Raw genomic sequence first — 15,976 nt, forward strand, 5'->3', positions numbered from 1 at the left:
GTTTTAGTCTTTATTTCAGGCTCGTCTACGGCAGTGCTGGTACGTCAGATCGACGTCATACATCCAGGCAATTGCCTTTGAGGACAGATATACCGCCCGTCGGCCGTTCCGATAGTTCCTCTTCATGACATTGCTGTTGGGGCCTTTGATGATGGAGCCCACGGGTTTTGGGCGAGGGTATACCTTCGCCTTCCCGGCGGAACGCTTGTAGACGTATGCGGGGCCCGCGCTACCGTTGGTTAGATAGACGTTGACCCTGCAGTCCATCGCCTCTGCCATGGAAACGGCTGGGGTGGTGAGGTCACCAACGAGCGTGGCCAGGGCGGTAACCGCCATGATCTTTTTGAACGAAGTGCGCCAATTCAACTGTTCTCCCGGGGAAAGACATTCCGGACATGGAATGCAGGTGAGCGAAAATCGGCGCAGACCGTGCCGCATGTCGCCCATGGGTGCGTCACGAAAGGCCGATCATCCGCATATTGATCAATATCATGGGACACCACCCCTCCGGTAGTGACATACGTCATCAAGGCCACCCATATCACGATGCAATTCACACCTTTAAAGGGCATCCCGCCGCTTTCGTCCTGTTCCGGTGGCAGTAGCCTGCGACACTCCGCGAGACGTCACGTGTGAGAGCCGATGAAATAACGGTGGCCCGCACCCCTCCGGATGCGGGCCGCCACCACGGCCGGTGATGCGACGACGCCAGGCTGAGGCGCCGTCCGGCCGCACCTACCCCCGCGGGCGGTTGGCCTGTCCCTCAACGGCCGGTCGCCTCCACGGGGGAGCCAGCGTCAGGTCACCGTCGTCTTCGCGCACAGGATCGGCGGGATTGGCGAGGGTCAAGGCATTACCGTCCGTTCGCGTATCGAGCCGGGATCCTGGTCGATGTAGTGGCCCGGGCCGTGCAATCCGGCCTCGGTGAGCCGTTCGGCGATCAGCGGGTGAAGCTGCGCGGTCGCACGGTGCGCGGGGGCGAGCTGCCAGGCGTCGACTTCGCTGGTCTGCAGGGTGATCGCTCTCAAGTCCTGCCAGCGGACGGTGCGGGTGCTGAACACGAAGGCGATCCGGTCACGGCGACCGGTGCTACCGGCCGGTACCCATGCGACGGTGATGAGGCGTTCGACGTGCAGGCTCAGGCCGGTCTCCTCGCGAGCTTCGCGGGTCGCGGCGGCGGCCGGGCTCTCGCCGTGGTGGGCGCGCCCTCCGGGGAGTTGCCAGCGGTCACGGTCGCGGGTGGTCCGCAGGATGAGCCACCGGCCCACCTCGTCGAGCACGAGGAGGTGGGCGGTCACAGCACAACCATACGGATCGTCTGCGGGGACGGGGCGTGGGTCCGGGCCGGTCACTTCCGGGTGGCGGTGATCAGGTTGCGGGCGCCCTGGTGGAGCAGGTCGGCAGCGACGCGGGCGCCGAGGGTGGCCGGGTCGGAGTGGTCTCCCCAGGCGTGGGAGCGGGCGAAGGCGCTGCCGTCGCGGTTGAACACCATGCCGAACAGGCTCATCTTCCCGTCGGGGGTGGTGGAGGCGTGTCCGGCGATGGGGCTGTTGCAGTGGCCGAACAGCATGTGCAGCATGGTCCGCTCGGCGAGGATGTGGCGGGCGGTCGGCGGGTGGTTGAGCTCGTCCAGGACTCGCATGGTGGGGGTGTCACTGCTGCGGGCCTGGATGCCGACGACGCCGGCGCCGATGGGCGGCACCATCGACACGACGTTCTCGTCTGCGGTGTGGAACTCCAGAGGAAGGGTCTCGTGGTGTCGGTCGAGCAGGCCGAGACGGATCAGGCTGGTGCGGCCAAGGATCAGCGCGGCGTATTTGCTGTTTTCCTCGTCGAGTTTGGCCAGGCGGGTGTCGACGTTGCCGCGGATACGTTCGGTGCGCAGGTCGGGCCGGTGGATGCTGAGCTGGGCGCGGCGCCGTACGGAGCTGGTGCCGATCAGTGATCCGGCGGGAAGGCTGGCCAGGGGGACGCCGTCGCGGGTGACGACGACGTCATGGACGTCGTCGCGGGGCAGGTAGGCGCCGAACGAGGTGCCCTCGGCCAGGGGCACGTCGCCCGGGACGTCCTTCATGCAGTGCACGGCGATGTCGATCCGGCCGCCGGTCAGGGCACGGTCGATCTCCTTGCTGAAGGCGCCCTTGCCTCCGATCTCGGCGAGGTCGCCGGGCCACAGGTCGGCGGTGACCTGGATGGGCGTGATCTCGATGGGGACGCCGGGCGCGAGTTGGGCGATCAGGGCGGCGACGTGGTCGGCTTGGGTTCTGGCCATGGTGGAGGTGCGGGTGCCGATCCGCAGCGGGGTTTCGGCGAAGCGGTTGTGGAGGATCTCGGTCAAGGCACTCACGTTGACTCCTCAGTAAGGGGGTTACTACACGCGGTAGTCGCTTTTTGGTGGGCAGTGCCTTGGAGGAAGGCGCTGGCAGAGGGCATCATTCTCGCGATCGGTGCCCGCGCCCCGGATTTTGGGGGCCCGGTGGGGCTTAACCCCGCGGGCGGCCCTCAGTGCCACCACACCACCGCCCGCGGGGAGCTTCCTCGTTCTCAGTCCGGGCCCGCCGCCTGGAGGTCATACACCCGGACGACCAGCTGCGTGGCCAGCGCGTAGGGGATCAGTGCCTTCTCGCTCAGGCTGACCTCGACGCTGTACTCGCCCGTCGGGACGGCCCGCCCGGCCGGGCCGGGGGTGAACATGTCGGCCAGCACCGCAGCGGGCTCGGTGCGGGCCACGGTGCACACCGTCGAGGAGATGTGCAGCTGCGGGCAGGTGGCCAGCGCCTCGGGAATGTACGCCCGGCAGGTGGGCGGCGCGCTGGTGAGGCCGCCGGCGGGATCGTCGGGGAAGGTGCGGAACGCGGTGGCGGTCGTGATCCACGGGATGCGGCCGGTGGCCGGGTCGGTGGCCACCCCGCCGCACACCTGGCACAGCAGCTTCTCCATGCACCGCCACTGGCGCAGCGTGTTGAGCTTGCGCCACTGCGGGGCCCCGCGCCGGTTGTTCAGCACCCGGGCGCGCAGCACGCCGCGCACCACGTCGCCGCGGCGCGGGTCGTCGTAGGCGAGCCGGGGTCCGCCGAGCGGGCGCCGGGTGAACCGCAGGGGTTGGGGTGCGGCCTCGTCGGCGTGGGCGATGACGTAGGGGACGCGCAGCCGCAGCGGCGCTGCGGCCGTCACCGTGCCGTCTCCTGCTCGGCGGTCTCGTCCGCCCAGGAGATGTCGGCGAGCAGCAGGTACGCGTCCTCGATCGTCAGCTCGCGGTCTCCGCGCTGCTCGCGGCCGGCCTGCTCCACCGCCTCGAGCTGCTGGCACAACCCGGCCGGGTCTGGCGCGTGCAAGGTGCGCGAGCACGGGCACCCCGGGATCCGGCACGGGCCGGTCGCGTACCAGAACACGCCCGCCCGCCAGATCCGCCATGGCGGGAACGCTTGGCCGATGTGCAGCATCAGAGCGTCGGCCTGGCCGTCGGCCAGCAGCAGCGGCGAGGCCGGCCTGTCGTGCGATGGAGCATCCAACATGGTCTTTGACCTCCCGCAGTCGCGTCACGTTCGGTGGCGTGACGGACACGGTAGGTCTGGGTGACAGGCGTGTTGTTTCCGTTCGGAAACCCTTGTCAGATCAGGTTCATGCGCCAGGCCAGGCCGCGCAGATCACGGCCTCCCGCCCGGTCGAGCATGGCCGCGACCAGCTCGCGGATCAGCGGGTGGTTGTGAACCTGCGTCGGAGAGAGCCGCTCGGCCTTCTTCAACTCCTGTACGGCGTCGGCGCCGCGGTCGAGCATCGCGTGGGCGCGCGCCTTCTCCACATGCAGGGCGGCCCGCCTGTTGTCCGACGCCAGCGCCCGCGGGTTGACGTTCTTCGCGTACTCCAGGGCGTTGCCCGGCTTCCCGGCTTCCACGGCCAGGGAGGTGCGCCACACGCCCACGTTGGCGATGCCGAACAGCTCGAAGGCGTCGGAGGCGTCGCCCAGCGGCTCGGCGAGCCGGGCGGCTTCCCGCGCCTGGTCGTCGGCGCCGCGGTGGTCGCCTTGGATCTCGCAGGAGAGGGCGGCACTCAGCCTCAACATCCCGTGCACCTGGTGGGCGAACGGGTCGTCGCCGATGTGCGGCTCCACCTCATCGGCGATCCGGGGAGCGATCATGAGGGGTTTCGGCTTGTTCGCCGAGCTGCGGGCGTGCGCCCGCCCATAGGCGGCGGCTCCTCGCCAGATCGGATCACCGAGGAGATCGGCCGCCTGCTGCCCGCGCTCGCCGCTGATGTAGGCCAGGTTCGTCTCACCCAGGTGGCGGAGCATGCACGCCCCGTCGGATCCGCAGGCCAGCACGAGCAGTTTCAGAGCTTCGCTCCTGTCGGGCTCGGTGCCGGCGGCTGCGTGAACGTACAGCTCACCGATCAGCGCGGGCAGCAGCCGGGCCATGGTCGCGTAGTCGCCATGTCGGAGGGCCATGTCCGCTTGGTTCAGGTCGGCGCGCAGGAGTTCGACGGGCCGGGTCGGGATGTCTGGCGGGTCGTCGGGGGCGGCGTCCATGAGGATCCGCTGCAGCGGCACGAGGTTGTAGTGACGCCGTTCTGGCCGAACCTCGGGGGCGGGCCCGCCGAGCAGGAAGTCCGCGGACACCTGCAGCGCCTCGGCGAGCGCTGCGATGTCCGAGCGGCGCTCCAGCCGGACCCGGCCGTTCTCGATTTTACTGAGCCACCCTTTGGACCGGCCGACGAGTCCGGCGAGCGCTTCCAGGCTGATGCCTCTGGCTCGGCGGGCGGCGCGGATGTTCTCGCCGATGGTCATATCCGGACGAAGGTCCATCGTGTACCGTCCTGATCAGGCTCTGCACGGTTTCTGAGGCGTCGACACCCTCAGGCTACGGTGCAGGGCCTTCATCATGCGAGGAGTCGCAGGCTTGGCCCCTTCGTTGAGCGGCAAGTTGGCCGCCGAGTAGTTCCTGTTTCCGCCTGGACGTGCCGGATGTGCAAGAACGCCTTGTACGCGCAAGTCCTATTGGGTCGATCAATTTGCAGGTCGTTGCCCAGTGGATCGGTGACGGTTCGAGATTCGGTGCATCCCGAACCCGATAAAGCAGTTGTCACTAATTGTGATTAGGGCATTCCCTGGTGTAGTTCCCATAACGACCGTCACTCAGAGCCTGGGTTCAAGCGGTCGTCGCAACACTGCTGCTCAGCAGCGAGTTTAGATGCTCGCTGAAGGCTTCTGCCGGTGTCTTCCATCCGAGGGTCTTTCGGGGCCTGGTATTGAGCGTGAACGCCACGGCCGCCAGCTCCTCGGTACCCCATCGCGACAGGTCGGTGCCCTTGGGAAAGTACTGGCGCAACAGGCCGTTGGTGTTCTCGTTGGTGCCACGCTGCCAGGGGCTGTGCGGGTCGGCGAAGTAGACCTGCAGGCCGGTGTCGATGCGCAGTTGGGCATGCTGGGCCAGTTCCGTTGCCCGATCCCAGGTCAGCGAGCGGCGTAGCTGCTCGGGCAATCCGGTGATCTCTTTGGTGATCGCGTCCCGCACCGCCTGGGCGCCGCGGCCGGCCAGCGCCGGGCCGTTGTTCACGCGCTCTTGAATGCCGTGGCCCTCCATCGGGGGCAGGTGCAACAGCAAGGTGAACCGTGTCGTGCGCTCCACCAGGGTGCCGATCGCCGATCGGCCGGTGCCGATGATGAGATCACCTTCCCAGTGACCCGGGACCGCGCGGTCTTCGGCCTCGGCGGGCCGCTCACTGATCAGCACCTCGGCACTCACGTGGCCACCGGCCTTGTGCCGTGCGCGTGCACGCGGCACCCGCAGTGCACGCCCGGTACGCAGACAGGCGACCAGCTCCCGCTTGAGCGCTCCTCGCCCCTGGGCGAACAAGGCCTGGTAGATCGCCTCGTGTGAGATCCGCATGCTGTCATCCTCGGGAAAATCGACCTTCAGCCGATGGGCGATCTGTTCTGGACTCCACGATCTTGCCCAGTGGCGATCCTGCCGCCGGGGTTTGTTACGCCCCTTCCACGACGTCGTCTGCGGCCCCGCCACCGCCGTGCCGTCGGGGTGGCGGACCTGTCCGGCCAGCCGCTCCTGCACATACGCGCGCAGCCGCGGATCGGCCGCCAATTTCGAGGTCTTGGGCCGGCGGGCTCGACGCTCGGCATGCCACTGTGCGACCGTCGCCCGGTATTCCACGGCATAGGTTCGCGTTGAGGCGTTGCTCCGGATCTCGCGGGAGATCGTCGACGCAGAGCGCCCCAGACGCCGTGCGATCTCGCGCACGCCGGCCTTCCGGGCACGGCACAACGCGATCTCTTCCCGTTCCGCGAACGACAGGTAACGGCCCGACACCGTCGGGGCAAGGCAGGGTCTCACCCCGCCAGCCTGGCGAAACCAGCGCGTTCCTACCGCCGGCGACACGCCGATTCCTACTGCCGCCTCCTGCGAGCTCACTCCTCGAGCGATCGCGTGCCAAAACCGCACGCGATCCTCACGCCAGGCGACCGTCGGCCGTCCCGGTGAGGGGATCTGACCGCGATACAACCGGACAGCCTGCTGCTTCTTGCCCAGGCCCATTCACCAACACCTCCGTGATCAAGGTGTTGCGACGACCGATTGAATCCACCCTGCACCCCGTGATCGGAGTGGATCAGCGTTCCAGGCCGCGGTGTGCGGTTGTGGATGGCCATGCCGAGCGCGTTGGTGACCGGCGTTGCGGTCTGGCTGGCATCGATGGACCAGCCCACCACCCGGCGGGAGTAGACGTCCTCTGGCGACGCAGCAGTAGACCTTGCCCTCGCGGGTGGGGTGCTCGGTGATGTCGGTGACCCACAGCTCGTTGAGGGCGCCTCGGGTGAACTGGCGCTCGACCAGGTCCGCGGCAGTGGGGGTCTGATGAACGGGCCGACGCCGCCGGTTGCCGGGCAGGCCTTTGATACCGGCGCGGTGCATCAGCATGGCCACCGCGCCGTGCCCGACCGCGATGCCGCGCCCCAAGGTTAGCTCGGCGTGCACCCGCATGCCGCCGTAGACGCCGTTGGATGCGGCGTGTACTTTCCGGATTTCGTCGGTCAGCCAGGCGTGCCGGAGCGTCCGGGCTGAGGGCGGCCGGTTGCGCCAGGCGTAGAAGCCCGACTCCGACACGTCCATGATGCGGCAGCAGACCTGGACCGGGAGCCCTTCGGCGGCCATCACCGCGATGGCCTCGAACCGTCTTTTGGGGGCACCGCCTCTCTCAACAGCTCGGCGGCGCGCCTGGTCACGGCCGGCTCGGTCTCCAACTCGGCGATCCGGCGACGGGCCGCGACCAGCTCAAGGTGATCGCAGGAGGTGACGCCGGGCTTTTGACCGGTATCGATCAGCTCCTGCTCACGCCAGTTGTAGATCGTCTGGTCGCTGATCTGTAGATCGAAGGCCACCTGCCGCACGGTCCGGCCGGCCTTCAACAGGTCCAGGACCTTGCGGCGGAACTCAGGGGGATATCTCCTTGCCATGCCGACCTCTCCTGAAGGGGGCGGGGGCATATAAGTCAACCAAAGCGACTCCACGAAAGCCGGGGTACATCAAAGCTCCACGAAACCCGGCGCGGTTCAGTGCGCGACGGGTTTGCCGGTCTCCTTGACGATCCGCACCGCCCCGGCCCGGAACTCCGGATCAAAGCGACGCCGCGTGGTACCTGCCACGACCAAACCTCTTTCGGTTCGATCTCCACGCTACGAGGGGAAGCTCACTTCACCTCCTGCTCTGCTAGGCGCACGAAAAAGCCTCCCTGAACTCCTCTATCGCGTCCGTGGACGCAACCCCCTGTCAATCGGGTTCGATGGCGGGCGCCGTCGGCGCCACAGCGCGAATCACGTTCTGCTCCGCCGCTCGTGGGCTGCCGCGAGGATGAGGTAGGCGCTTGCCGTCCACGTGTAGGCGCGGTCGCGCAGTCCCTCCCCGGTACGGGCGTCGAAGTTCTCGGCGAATCCCGACTTCTCGCACAGCGCGCGGAAGCGAGCGCTGATCTCGTCGGCCAGGTCCGGGTATCCGGACCGGCGCAGGCCGTCCTCGATCAGGACGGTGGACGGCGCCCAGATGGGGCCCCGCCAGTAGCCGTCGTCCTGGTAGTGCTCCGAGGTGGGCAGTTCGGTGGCCGGCCCGAAGGCGGTCAGGTGCTGTTCGATCCGGGCGGCCAGCGCCGCGCGGACGGGTCGCGGTAGTTCCTGTCCCAGCACGATCGGAATGAGGTCGAGCAGGCTCGAACTGGTCCAGATACGCCCCGAGTGCGCGCTCCGGGCGACGAACCGTTCGCCGTCCCACAACTCGGCGAGGAGGGCGTCGCGCATCCGGTCGGCCTGTGCCGTCCATCGGGCGGACGCGTCGGGGCCGGACGCCAGGCGGGCCAACTCGCGCATCTGCAGTACGAGGAAGGCGGCCAGGTCGGCGGTCTCGACGACCCGCTCGGGGTCGAAGGTGGTGGCGTTGTCCCAGCCGCTGTCGTTGCCATGCTGGTAGTGCGGCAGCTCACGGCCGGGGGCGCGGCGGGCGTCGAGCCAGAAGGTGGTCCAGCGTTCCAGCGACCGGTAGATGCCGGACGGATCGAGCGTGGGAGGGAGGTGGCGCAGGGCCCAGCCATGGATGGGCGGTTTGACGAAGTTGTAGAGGATTTCGGAGTGGGTGACGGAGTCGGGCAACGCGCCGGCGGCATCCTGGTGGTCGAAGGGCAGCCGGAACTGGTCCCAGGCCAGCTCCGGCAGACCGGGGGCGAGGGCGAGGGCGTTGAAGCAGTGGTCCCAGCTCCACACCTTGTCCATCCAGTGCTTGGACATGAGCACGGCGGGCCGGGTGACGAACCCGGCAGGGCGGACGGTGGCCGACCACAGCACGTAAGCTGCCAGTTCGGCGGCAGGCGACCGGTCGCTGCGCCAGGGCGCGACCGCCTCGGTGAACGCGTCGAACTCCGCCCGAGCCGCCCCGACGATCTGCTCGAAAGGGCCGGTGCTCGCGTACGGAACGCGGGCGGTCTCGTACTCCTCGACGGCGATCTCCCACTCCCCGCGCAGGACGACCCCGCGTTCGGCGGTGCCCAGCGCCTGCGTACCGAGATGCCCGGCCTCGCCGCGGAGGAGGGTGATCCGGTAGCGCCGGCCGGTCTGGTAGACGGTGAGGACGTACGATCCGTCGACGGGATCTCGGTAGAAGTACGGGCCGCTGAACGGCGTCAGGACCGGGTCGGCGGCCAGCAGGCGGAGGCCGAGGCCGAGGCCGCGCACGCGTACCGTGTCGGCGCTCTCGTAGGCGAGGTCGATCCGGCCGTCGTCGCGGCTCCAGGTGAGCCGGTGCGGGGTGGCCGTGATCACGGCCTCGGCCTCGGGAACCAGCTTCAGGATCGGGTGCATACCGGTCTGGTGCGAGACCAGGTGCACATCCTGGGCGTAGGTCTTCTCCGCCACCACGGGCGAGAATCCGAACCAGGAGCCGCGGTGGCTGAACGGTATCTCCCGCAGGGAGAACACCGGCCCCGAAGCGGTGACGGTCATCGGGTGAGAGTCCCTTCTCGGTCTTCGACGGCGTCCGCGGCGAGGGAACGGCGTCTACGGTGCCGCTCCCTCTCCCCGGTCCGTCAGGTGAGGCGCCCCGGCGGCGGTTTTCCGGATGCACGGACGCGCTTCACCCTCCTTCGGGGTGGGAAGTGCGGGCGGGCAGCCAGACGCGCATGCCCGCCGGGCCCCGCCGGGCCCAGGAGTGGTAGGGGCGCAGCGGAAGGTCGATCCATCGGGCGTCCCGTGCGAAGAGCGCCGGACGGGGGAGGTAGGGCCAGGTCGCGTCGGGGTGGTCGGGGAGCAGAGCGCGGACCAGGGCGGCGCCGTTCCCGGTCCGGGGCGCGGAGCGGGTGTCGATCACGAGGGCGTCGAGTGCGGCGAGGTGCGGTAGATCGCAGGACTCGGCGCACAGCACCTCCGGGCCGCGCTCGACGGCGACGCAGCCGCGCACCGAGTCGATGCGGGGGTCGGGCCAGGTGAAGCGGGGTCCGACGGGCAGGTCGAGGGTGATGGTCTCGCCCGCGCGGAAGACCCGGTGGACGCGGACGAGGCCGGGAACGGCCTGCCGCGTGCGGCCGTCCTCGGTGAGGGTGGCGCCCGTCGCCCAGGCGGGGACACGCAAGGTGAGCGTCCAGGGGCCGGGGGTGTCGGCCGTGATGCGGAGGCGGACGACGCCGGACTCCGGGTAGCCGGTCTCGACGTCCACGGCGATCGGCCGCCCGCCGGGCAGCTCGGCGCGGATCTCGCAGGGGGCGTACTGGTGGATCTGCAGGCCGTCGTCGTCGTCGGTGGTGGCGAGGTAGCCGTGCAGGCTGGCGAGCGTGCGGGCGATGTTGGTGGGGCAGCAGGAGACGTCGAACCAGGCGGCCCGGGTGCCGCCCTCGGCGCGCGGGCTCACCTCGTCCGGGTCCGCGGCCTTGCCCGGCGTACGCTGATGCAGCGGGTTGGCGTAGAAGAACGCCCGGCCGTCGGGGCTCGGCGAGGTCGCGATGACGTTGTACAGGGTCCGCTCGATGAGGTCGGCGTAGCGCGGGTCGCCGGTGGCCAGCAGGAGGCGCCAGGACACCATGATCGAAGCGACGCCGGCGCAGGTCTCGCAGTAGGCGCGGTCCGGTGGCAGCTCCCAGTCCTCACCGAAGCCCTCGTCCTGGTGGCGTGAGCCCATGCCGCCGGTGATGTACGTGCGGCGCGCGACCGAGCGCTCCCACTGCCGCTGCACCGCGTGCAGCAGCTCGTCGTCACCGCGTTCGACCGCCACGTCCACGGCCGCCGCGGTGAGGTAGAGAGCCCGGACGGCGTGGCCGCGCCACACGTCCGCCTCCCGGATGGGGATGTCGTCCTGGAAGTACGCCCGCCCCAGCGGAATGTCCCGCAGCGTCCCGTAGCCGCGGCGGTCGAGGAACAGGCGGGCCTGCTCGACGTACCGCTCCTCGCCCAGGGCGCGGCCGAACTCGGCCAGACCGACCTCGATCTCCGGATGACCGCAGATCCCCGCGTGCCCGCCGGGGCCGAACGTGCGGCACACGTGGTCGGCGGCGCGCCGCGCGACGCGTACCAGGTCGTCCTCACCGGAGGTGCGCAGCCGAGCGACGGCGGCCTGCAGCAGGTGGCCGGTGTTGTAGAGCTCGTGGCCCATCTCCAGGTCGCTGTAGCGCGGCGGCTGGTCGCCGTGGCCGAAGCAGGTGTTGATGTACCCGTCCGGGTCCTGGGCGCGGGCGACACGGATGGTGAGCCGCTTGATCGCCGTCTCCGCCTCCGGGTCGCCGGTCCTCGCGGTCTCCCAGGCCAGGGCCTCCAGCAGCTTGTAGACCTCCGAGTCGGAGAACGACCAGCCGGGACGGTCGGGTCCGATCGTCCCGTCGGCGACCCGGTCGAAGTTGGCCAGCCAGCCGAGGCGCTCCATCCACGACTCGCAGTGGGCGAGCGTCGCCGTGGCGTTCACGGCCTGCCGGTCGCCCCAGAACCCGCCGGTGAGCGAGACCTGTGCGAGCCCGAGGGGGCGTACCCGGCCGTGAGACGGCAGCACGGGGCCGGTCATATGTCGAAGCCTTCCTGTCAGTCCTTGACGGCGCCCGAGGTCACCCCGGCGGCGATGTAGCGCTGCGCCAGGACGAGGAGGAACGCCACGGGGAGCGAGGCGATCACGGCGGTCGCCATGATCGAGTTCCATTGCGTGGTGTTGTTGCCGATGTAGCGGAAGATGCCGAGCGTGATGGGGATGACGTCGCTGTTTCGGTTGAGGGTCGAGGCGAAGATGAAGTCCGACCACGCCCACAGGAAGGTGAACAGCGAGACCGTGATGACGGAGTTGCGGCTGAGCGGCAGCACGATCGACCGGAACGTCCGCCAGGTGCTCGCCCCGTCGATCTGCGCCGCGGCCAGGACCTCGGCGGGGATGCTCGCCATGAACGCCCGGAAGAGCAGCACCCCGAACGGCACGGCCAGCGTCGAGTCGGCCACGATCAGACCCGCGACGGTGTTGAGCAGCCCGAGCCTGATGTAGATCGCGTAGAAGCCCATGGCCATGACGACGCCGGGGATCATCTGCGCGACGAGGAGCAGGAAGTCGATCGTCCGCCCCCCGCGCGGGCGCAGCTTGGCCAGCGCGTACCCGGCCGGCAGGGACACGGCGAGCGTGAGCACGACCGTGCCGAGCCCGATGAGCAGGCTGGTGGCCAGGGCCGGGAGCTGCTGACTGAGCGCCGCGCCGTAGCCCTCGAACGTCGGGTCCCACGGGAACCAGTGCGGCGGGTCGGCCCGCATGTCACTCGTCTTGGTGAGTGAGACGTTGAACATCCAGTAGACCGGGAAGAGCATCACGCCCACCAGGATGACGCCCACCGCGGTCTTCCAGGCTCTCATGCGGTCTCCTCCCCCTTCCGCAGGCGCACGTGCACCAGCCCGGCGACGAATGCGATGAGGATGAGCAGGTTGCCGACCGCCGCCGCCGGGGAGAAGTCGGGCTGGCCGGTGCCGAACGCCTCGCGGTAGGACCAGATGGCCAGCGTCGTCGAGGCGTCCGCCGGGCCGCCCCGCGTCATGATCCAGATGATGTCGACGACCTTGAGCGTGTAGATCAGTCCGAGCAGCAGCGTGATCGCCGACACCGGCCGCAGCAGCGGGAAGGTGATGCGCCGGAACCGCTGCCAGGCGTTCGCGCCGTCCAGCCCGGCGGCCTCATACAGGTCTGCCGGGATGTTCTGCAACCCGGCGTAGAGGATCACCAGGTTGAACGGGACGCCGAGCCAGATGTTGGCGATGGTGACCGCCAGCAGCGAGGTGTCCGGCGACGTCAGCCAGTTGATCTGGCCGATGCCGAACGCCTGGAGCGCCGCGTTGACGATGCCGTTCTCGCTGTTGAGCATCCACGACCAGGTGGAGGCGGACACGATCAGCGGCAGCAGCCACGGCACGAGGAACATCGCCCGCAGCACGGCCGACAGGCGGAAGCTCCGATGGAAGAAGACCGCCAGGGCCAGGCCGAGGGCGTACTGGGCGGCGATCGACCCCAGGGTGAACAGCGCCGTGTTGCCCAGCGTGCGGAGGAACGCGCCGTCGGAGAGGATGTTCAGGTGGTTGTCCAGCCCGGTGAACTCCGGATCACCCTGGACGAAGGCGCGCGGTGTGTAGTCGTGCACGCTGAGATCGATGTTGCGGTACAGCGGATAGGCGTAGAAGGCGAGCAGGTAGACGACCAGCGGGGCCAGGAAGGCGAAGGCCGTCCACCGCCGGGCCCCCCTCCGCGGGGGAGCCGCGTACGCGGCTTCCCCCGTCGTGGTCGCCTCGATGCGAAGTGAAGTCATGGGATCAGTCGCCGGTCGCCTGCTCCGCCTGCGCCTGTGCCTCCTTGAGCGCGTCGGCGGGGCTCGCCGCGCCGCTCAGCGCTTTCTGCACGCCGGTCCACAGCGCCTCGGAGATCTTCGGGTAGTCCGTGCCGAGGTTGTCGCTGGTACGGCCCTTGGCGGTGCGTACGGCCTCCACCCACGGCTTGAGCGAGGGCTCCTTGGCGAGGATGGCCTCCTGCCCTTCGGCCGTGGAGGGGATGTAGTACGCGAACGTGGTGCCGGTCTCCACCAAGCCCTCCGGCGTGGTCATGCACTCGAGAATCTTCTTGGTGACGTCGTAGCGCTTGGTGTCCTTCTGCGCCGGGACCGTGATGAACTCTCCGCCGGTGGGCGTGGGCGCGGCGCCGCTGTCCTTGGCGGGGATCTGCACGATGCCGGTCGGGAAGTCCGCCCCGGCGGCGCTGTTGATCTGCCAGGTGCCGTTCTCGCCGAAGGCGAACTCGCCGGTCAGGAACTCCTCCCAGCTGGTGTTCTGGGAGTTGCCGATGACCGAGTTCGGCGCGAGGCCGTCCTTGAGCCAGGAGCTCCACAGCTCCAGCGCCTCGACGGCCTGCGGCGAGTCGAGCTTCGTGAGCTGCGCCCCGGCGCCCCAGAACCAGGGAAGGAACTGGAAGGAGCCTTCCTCGGTGCCGATGCCGGCGAACGTGATCGGTTTCTTGCCCGCGGCCTTGACCTTCTTCAGCGCCGCGGTGAGCGAGGCCCAGTCCTTGATCGATCCCGGGTCGACGCCGGCCTCCTCCAGGATCTTCTTGTTGTAGTAGAGGGCCAGGGTGTTGGCGCCGATGGGGATGCCGTACGTCTTGCCGTCCAACTCGCCGGCGGCGATCAGGTTCTTGTCGAACCAGTTGACATCAAGCCCGAAGTCGGACATCGCGCTGAGCATCCCGGCGCCAGCCAGCGTGGAGACGGCGGGATTGTCCAGGAGGATGACATCGGGCGCGTTGCCCTCCTGCCCGGCCAGCAGGGCCTGGTTCGTCAGCGCCGTCGTGTCGTAGGCGGTGCGCTGGATGGTGACGCCGGCCTGCTTGCCGCAGGAGCCGACCCGCTTGGCCCATGCCGAGCTCGCGTCGTGCTGCGGGTACGGGTCCCACCAGGTGTACGCGCCTGTCGCGGAAGCCGTGTCGGCGCCGGATCCGGACGCCTCCTGAGGGGCGGACGCGCAGGCGGTGAGGGTGGACAGCGCCAGGACGGCGGTTCCGAAGACCGTCATCTTCGCGGACACCGATGGACGGTTCATCGATTCCTCCTTGTTAACGCTCACATCAGGAGCGTGGCGAAAGTGGGGGGTAGGGCCTGGTACTAGCGGGAGCGCGGTCGCGGGGGGGCGGTGCTTCCCCGGGAGACCAGTTCGGGCGAGATGAAGCGCACCACGAACGGCTCCTTTCTGGCCGCCGGGGACTCCACACGGCGCACGAGCTGGCGTACGGCCATGGCGCCGAGGCGGTCGGGCGCGCTCTCGATGAACGAATAGGGCAGGGAGAAGGTCGCGGCGAAGTCGGCGGAGTAGCGCCCGACGACCGACAGGTCCTCGGGCACCCGCAGCTCCCGCGCGTGGGTGATGGTGGGCAGCGCCGCCACGGCGGCTTCATTGTTGATCAACAGGCCGGTCGCCGCCGGGTAGGCGTCGAGCAACTCGTTGAGCAGGCGGCCCACGGCCGGTTGCCGGGACTCGCCGTACACGACGTGCAGGGTGACGCCGAGCTGGCGGGCGCGTTCGAGCGCCGCGTCGCGCAACCGCCACACGTAGGCGCCGCCCCGCTCGACCACGTGCTCCGGGTGGCAGATCAGGATGAGCTCGCGGTGGCCGAGCCGGTGGAGGTGGTCCACCATCACCCGCCCGGCCTCCTCGAAGTCCAGGTCGAACACGTCAAGCCCGGAGCAGTCATCCGGCAGTCCGACCAGAGCGCCCGGCTGCGACGCGGCGCGCAGGATGGGCAACCGGGCGTCGTCCTGGGCGATGTTCATGAGAACGACGCCGTCCACCATCCGCGAGTCGGTGATGCGCCGCAGCGCCCGCACCCCATCGGCCTCGGTGACCAGCAGCGTGTCGTAGCCCAGGTCGCGGGCGGTGTTGGTGACGCCCAGGATGTACTGCAGCATCGCGGGCGCAAACTCGTCTTCATGGAACTGGGCGAGCAGACCGAGGACCTTGGTCTGAGCGGTGGCGAGTGCTCGGGCGCCTGCGTTCGGCGTGTAGGCGAGCGCCTCGGCGACCGCCAGCACGCGCCGGCGCACGTCCTCCGAGATGGGCCGCTTGCCCGACAGCGCGTACGACGCCGTACTGCGGCTCACCCCGGCCTCCCGGGCCACGTCTCCGATCGTCGCCACTCTCACCTCCTGATTGTCGAACCGGTTCGACGATTGCGGTGCACTGCTCCCTCGCATCGTTGACCCGATGACACGTATCCTGTGAACGCATACGGATCGGCTTCGCGCCGACGGCATGTCGTGGTCACGGGAACGAGCGAACCGGTTCAACGATGTGGCTCGAACTGTTTCCCTTCGGAGACCGGACGTCAAGGGCGAGCACCGTCGGGATATCGAATCGTGACAAGTCGGAAACGTGAAGAGATCGAGCTATTGACGCGGAGCGTACGGCTACGTAATCTGCGCGAAACCCTCGGTTGCGTTCCCAATC

General features: G+C 68.9%; 14 protein-coding genes. All 14 read right to left on the reverse strand.

Annotated elements, in window-relative coordinates:
* Positions 1 to 845: 845 nt before the first annotated feature.
* Positions 846 to 1,298, reverse strand: coding sequence for an NUDIX domain-containing protein (locus ACZ6RT_RS11410; RefSeq protein ID WP_470153201.1), 453 nt, complete (start codon positions 1,296 to 1,298; stop codon positions 846 to 848).
* Positions 1,299 to 1,348: 50 nt separating this feature from the next.
* Positions 1,349 to 2,347 carry a hydroxymethylbilane synthase gene (gene hemC, locus ACZ6RT_RS11415; RefSeq protein ID WP_470153203.1) on the reverse strand — a complete coding sequence of 333 codons (999 nt, stop codon included), beginning with the start codon at positions 2,345 to 2,347 and terminating at the stop codon, positions 1,349 to 1,351.
* Between the two features lie 197 nt (positions 2,348 to 2,544).
* Positions 2,545 to 3,174, reverse strand: a complete 630-nt coding sequence (locus tag ACZ6RT_RS11420; protein WP_470153205.1) for a hypothetical protein — start codon at positions 3,172 to 3,174, stop codon at positions 2,545 to 2,547.
* Positions 3,171 to 3,515: a hypothetical protein gene (locus tag ACZ6RT_RS11425; RefSeq protein WP_470153207.1), complete on the reverse strand. Its 345-nt coding sequence runs from the start codon at positions 3,513 to 3,515 to the stop codon at positions 3,171 to 3,173. The genes ACZ6RT_RS11420 and ACZ6RT_RS11425 overlap by 4 nt, the downstream gene beginning before the upstream one ends.
* Positions 3,516 to 3,610: 95 nt before the next feature.
* Entirely contained in the window at positions 3,611 to 4,783 is a 1,173-nt protein-coding gene (locus ACZ6RT_RS11430; protein WP_470153208.1) for a helix-turn-helix domain-containing protein, read from the reverse strand.
* Between the two features lie 361 nt (positions 4,784 to 5,144).
* On the reverse strand, positions 5,145 to 6,545 hold the full coding sequence (locus ACZ6RT_RS11435) for an IS30 family transposase (protein ID WP_470153210.1): 1,401 nt from the start codon (positions 6,543 to 6,545) through the stop codon (positions 5,145 to 5,147).
* Between the two features lie 18 nt (positions 6,546 to 6,563).
* Positions 6,564 to 7,118: an IS3 family transposase gene (locus ACZ6RT_RS11440; protein ID WP_470153211.1), complete on the reverse strand. Its 555-nt coding sequence runs from the start codon at positions 7,116 to 7,118 to the stop codon at positions 6,564 to 6,566.
* Positions 7,119 to 7,159: 41 nt separating this feature from the next.
* Positions 7,160 to 7,462, reverse strand: a complete 303-nt coding sequence (locus ACZ6RT_RS11445) for a transposase (RefSeq protein WP_470153213.1) — start codon at positions 7,460 to 7,462, stop codon at positions 7,160 to 7,162.
* A 357-nt stretch (positions 7,463 to 7,819) separates the two neighbouring features.
* Entirely contained in the window at positions 7,820 to 9,490 is a 1,671-nt protein-coding gene (locus ACZ6RT_RS11450) for an amylo-alpha-1,6-glucosidase (protein ID WP_470153215.1), read from the reverse strand.
* Positions 9,491 to 9,620: 130 nt separating this feature from the next.
* Positions 9,621 to 11,519, reverse strand: coding sequence for a glycoside hydrolase family 127 protein (locus ACZ6RT_RS11455; RefSeq protein ID WP_470153217.1), 1,899 nt, complete (start codon positions 11,517 to 11,519; stop codon positions 9,621 to 9,623).
* 29 nt (positions 11,520 to 11,548) lie between these two features.
* Entirely contained in the window at positions 11,549 to 12,355 is an 807-nt protein-coding gene (locus ACZ6RT_RS11460) for a carbohydrate ABC transporter permease (RefSeq protein WP_470153219.1), read from the reverse strand.
* Entirely contained in the window at positions 12,352 to 13,296 is a 945-nt protein-coding gene (locus ACZ6RT_RS11465) for a carbohydrate ABC transporter permease (protein ID WP_470153220.1), read from the reverse strand. The genes ACZ6RT_RS11460 and ACZ6RT_RS11465 overlap by 4 nt, the downstream gene beginning before the upstream one ends.
* A gap of 4 nt (positions 13,297 to 13,300) precedes the next feature.
* Positions 13,301 to 14,575, reverse strand: coding sequence for a sugar ABC transporter substrate-binding protein (locus ACZ6RT_RS11470; RefSeq protein ID WP_470153222.1), 1,275 nt, complete (start codon positions 14,573 to 14,575; stop codon positions 13,301 to 13,303).
* Between the two features lie 62 nt (positions 14,576 to 14,637).
* Entirely contained in the window at positions 14,638 to 15,666 is a 1,029-nt protein-coding gene (locus ACZ6RT_RS11475; RefSeq protein WP_470153224.1) for a LacI family DNA-binding transcriptional regulator, read from the reverse strand.
* Positions 15,667 to 15,976 lie beyond the last annotated feature (310 nt).

This window comes from Streptosporangium sp. NPDC050148 (assembly GCF_055586505.1).

Excerpts from the sequence above, each read along its gene's own strand:
- ACZ6RT_RS11425 (WP_470153207.1), bottom strand. The coding sequence starts at position 3,515 with ATGTTGGATGCTCCATCGCACGACAGGCCGGCCTCGCCGCTGCTGCTG.
- ACZ6RT_RS11430 (WP_470153208.1), bottom strand. The coding sequence starts at position 4,783 with ATGACCATCGGCGAGAACATCCGCGCCGCCCGCCGAGCCAGAGGCATC.
- ACZ6RT_RS11435 (WP_470153210.1), bottom strand. The coding sequence starts at position 6,545 with ATGGGCCTGGGCAAGAAGCAGCAGGCTGTCCGGTTGTATCGCGGTCAG.
- ACZ6RT_RS11440 (WP_470153211.1), bottom strand. The coding sequence starts at position 7,118 with ATGGACGTGTCGGAGTCGGGCTTCTACGCCTGGCGCAACCGGCCGCCC.
- ACZ6RT_RS11445 (WP_470153213.1), bottom strand. The coding sequence starts at position 7,462 with ATGGCAAGGAGATATCCCCCTGAGTTCCGCCGCAAGGTCCTGGACCTG.
- ACZ6RT_RS11450 (WP_470153215.1), bottom strand. The coding sequence starts at position 9,490 with ATGACCGTCACCGCTTCGGGGCCGGTGTTCTCCCTGCGGGAGATACCG.
- ACZ6RT_RS11460 (WP_470153219.1), bottom strand. The coding sequence starts at position 12,355 with ATGAGAGCCTGGAAGACCGCGGTGGGCGTCATCCTGGTGGGCGTGATG.
- ACZ6RT_RS11465 (WP_470153220.1), bottom strand. The coding sequence starts at position 13,296 with ATGACTTCACTTCGCATCGAGGCGACCACGACGGGGGAAGCCGCGTAC.
- ACZ6RT_RS11470 (WP_470153222.1), bottom strand. The coding sequence starts at position 14,575 with ATGAACCGTCCATCGGTGTCCGCGAAGATGACGGTCTTCGGAACCGCC.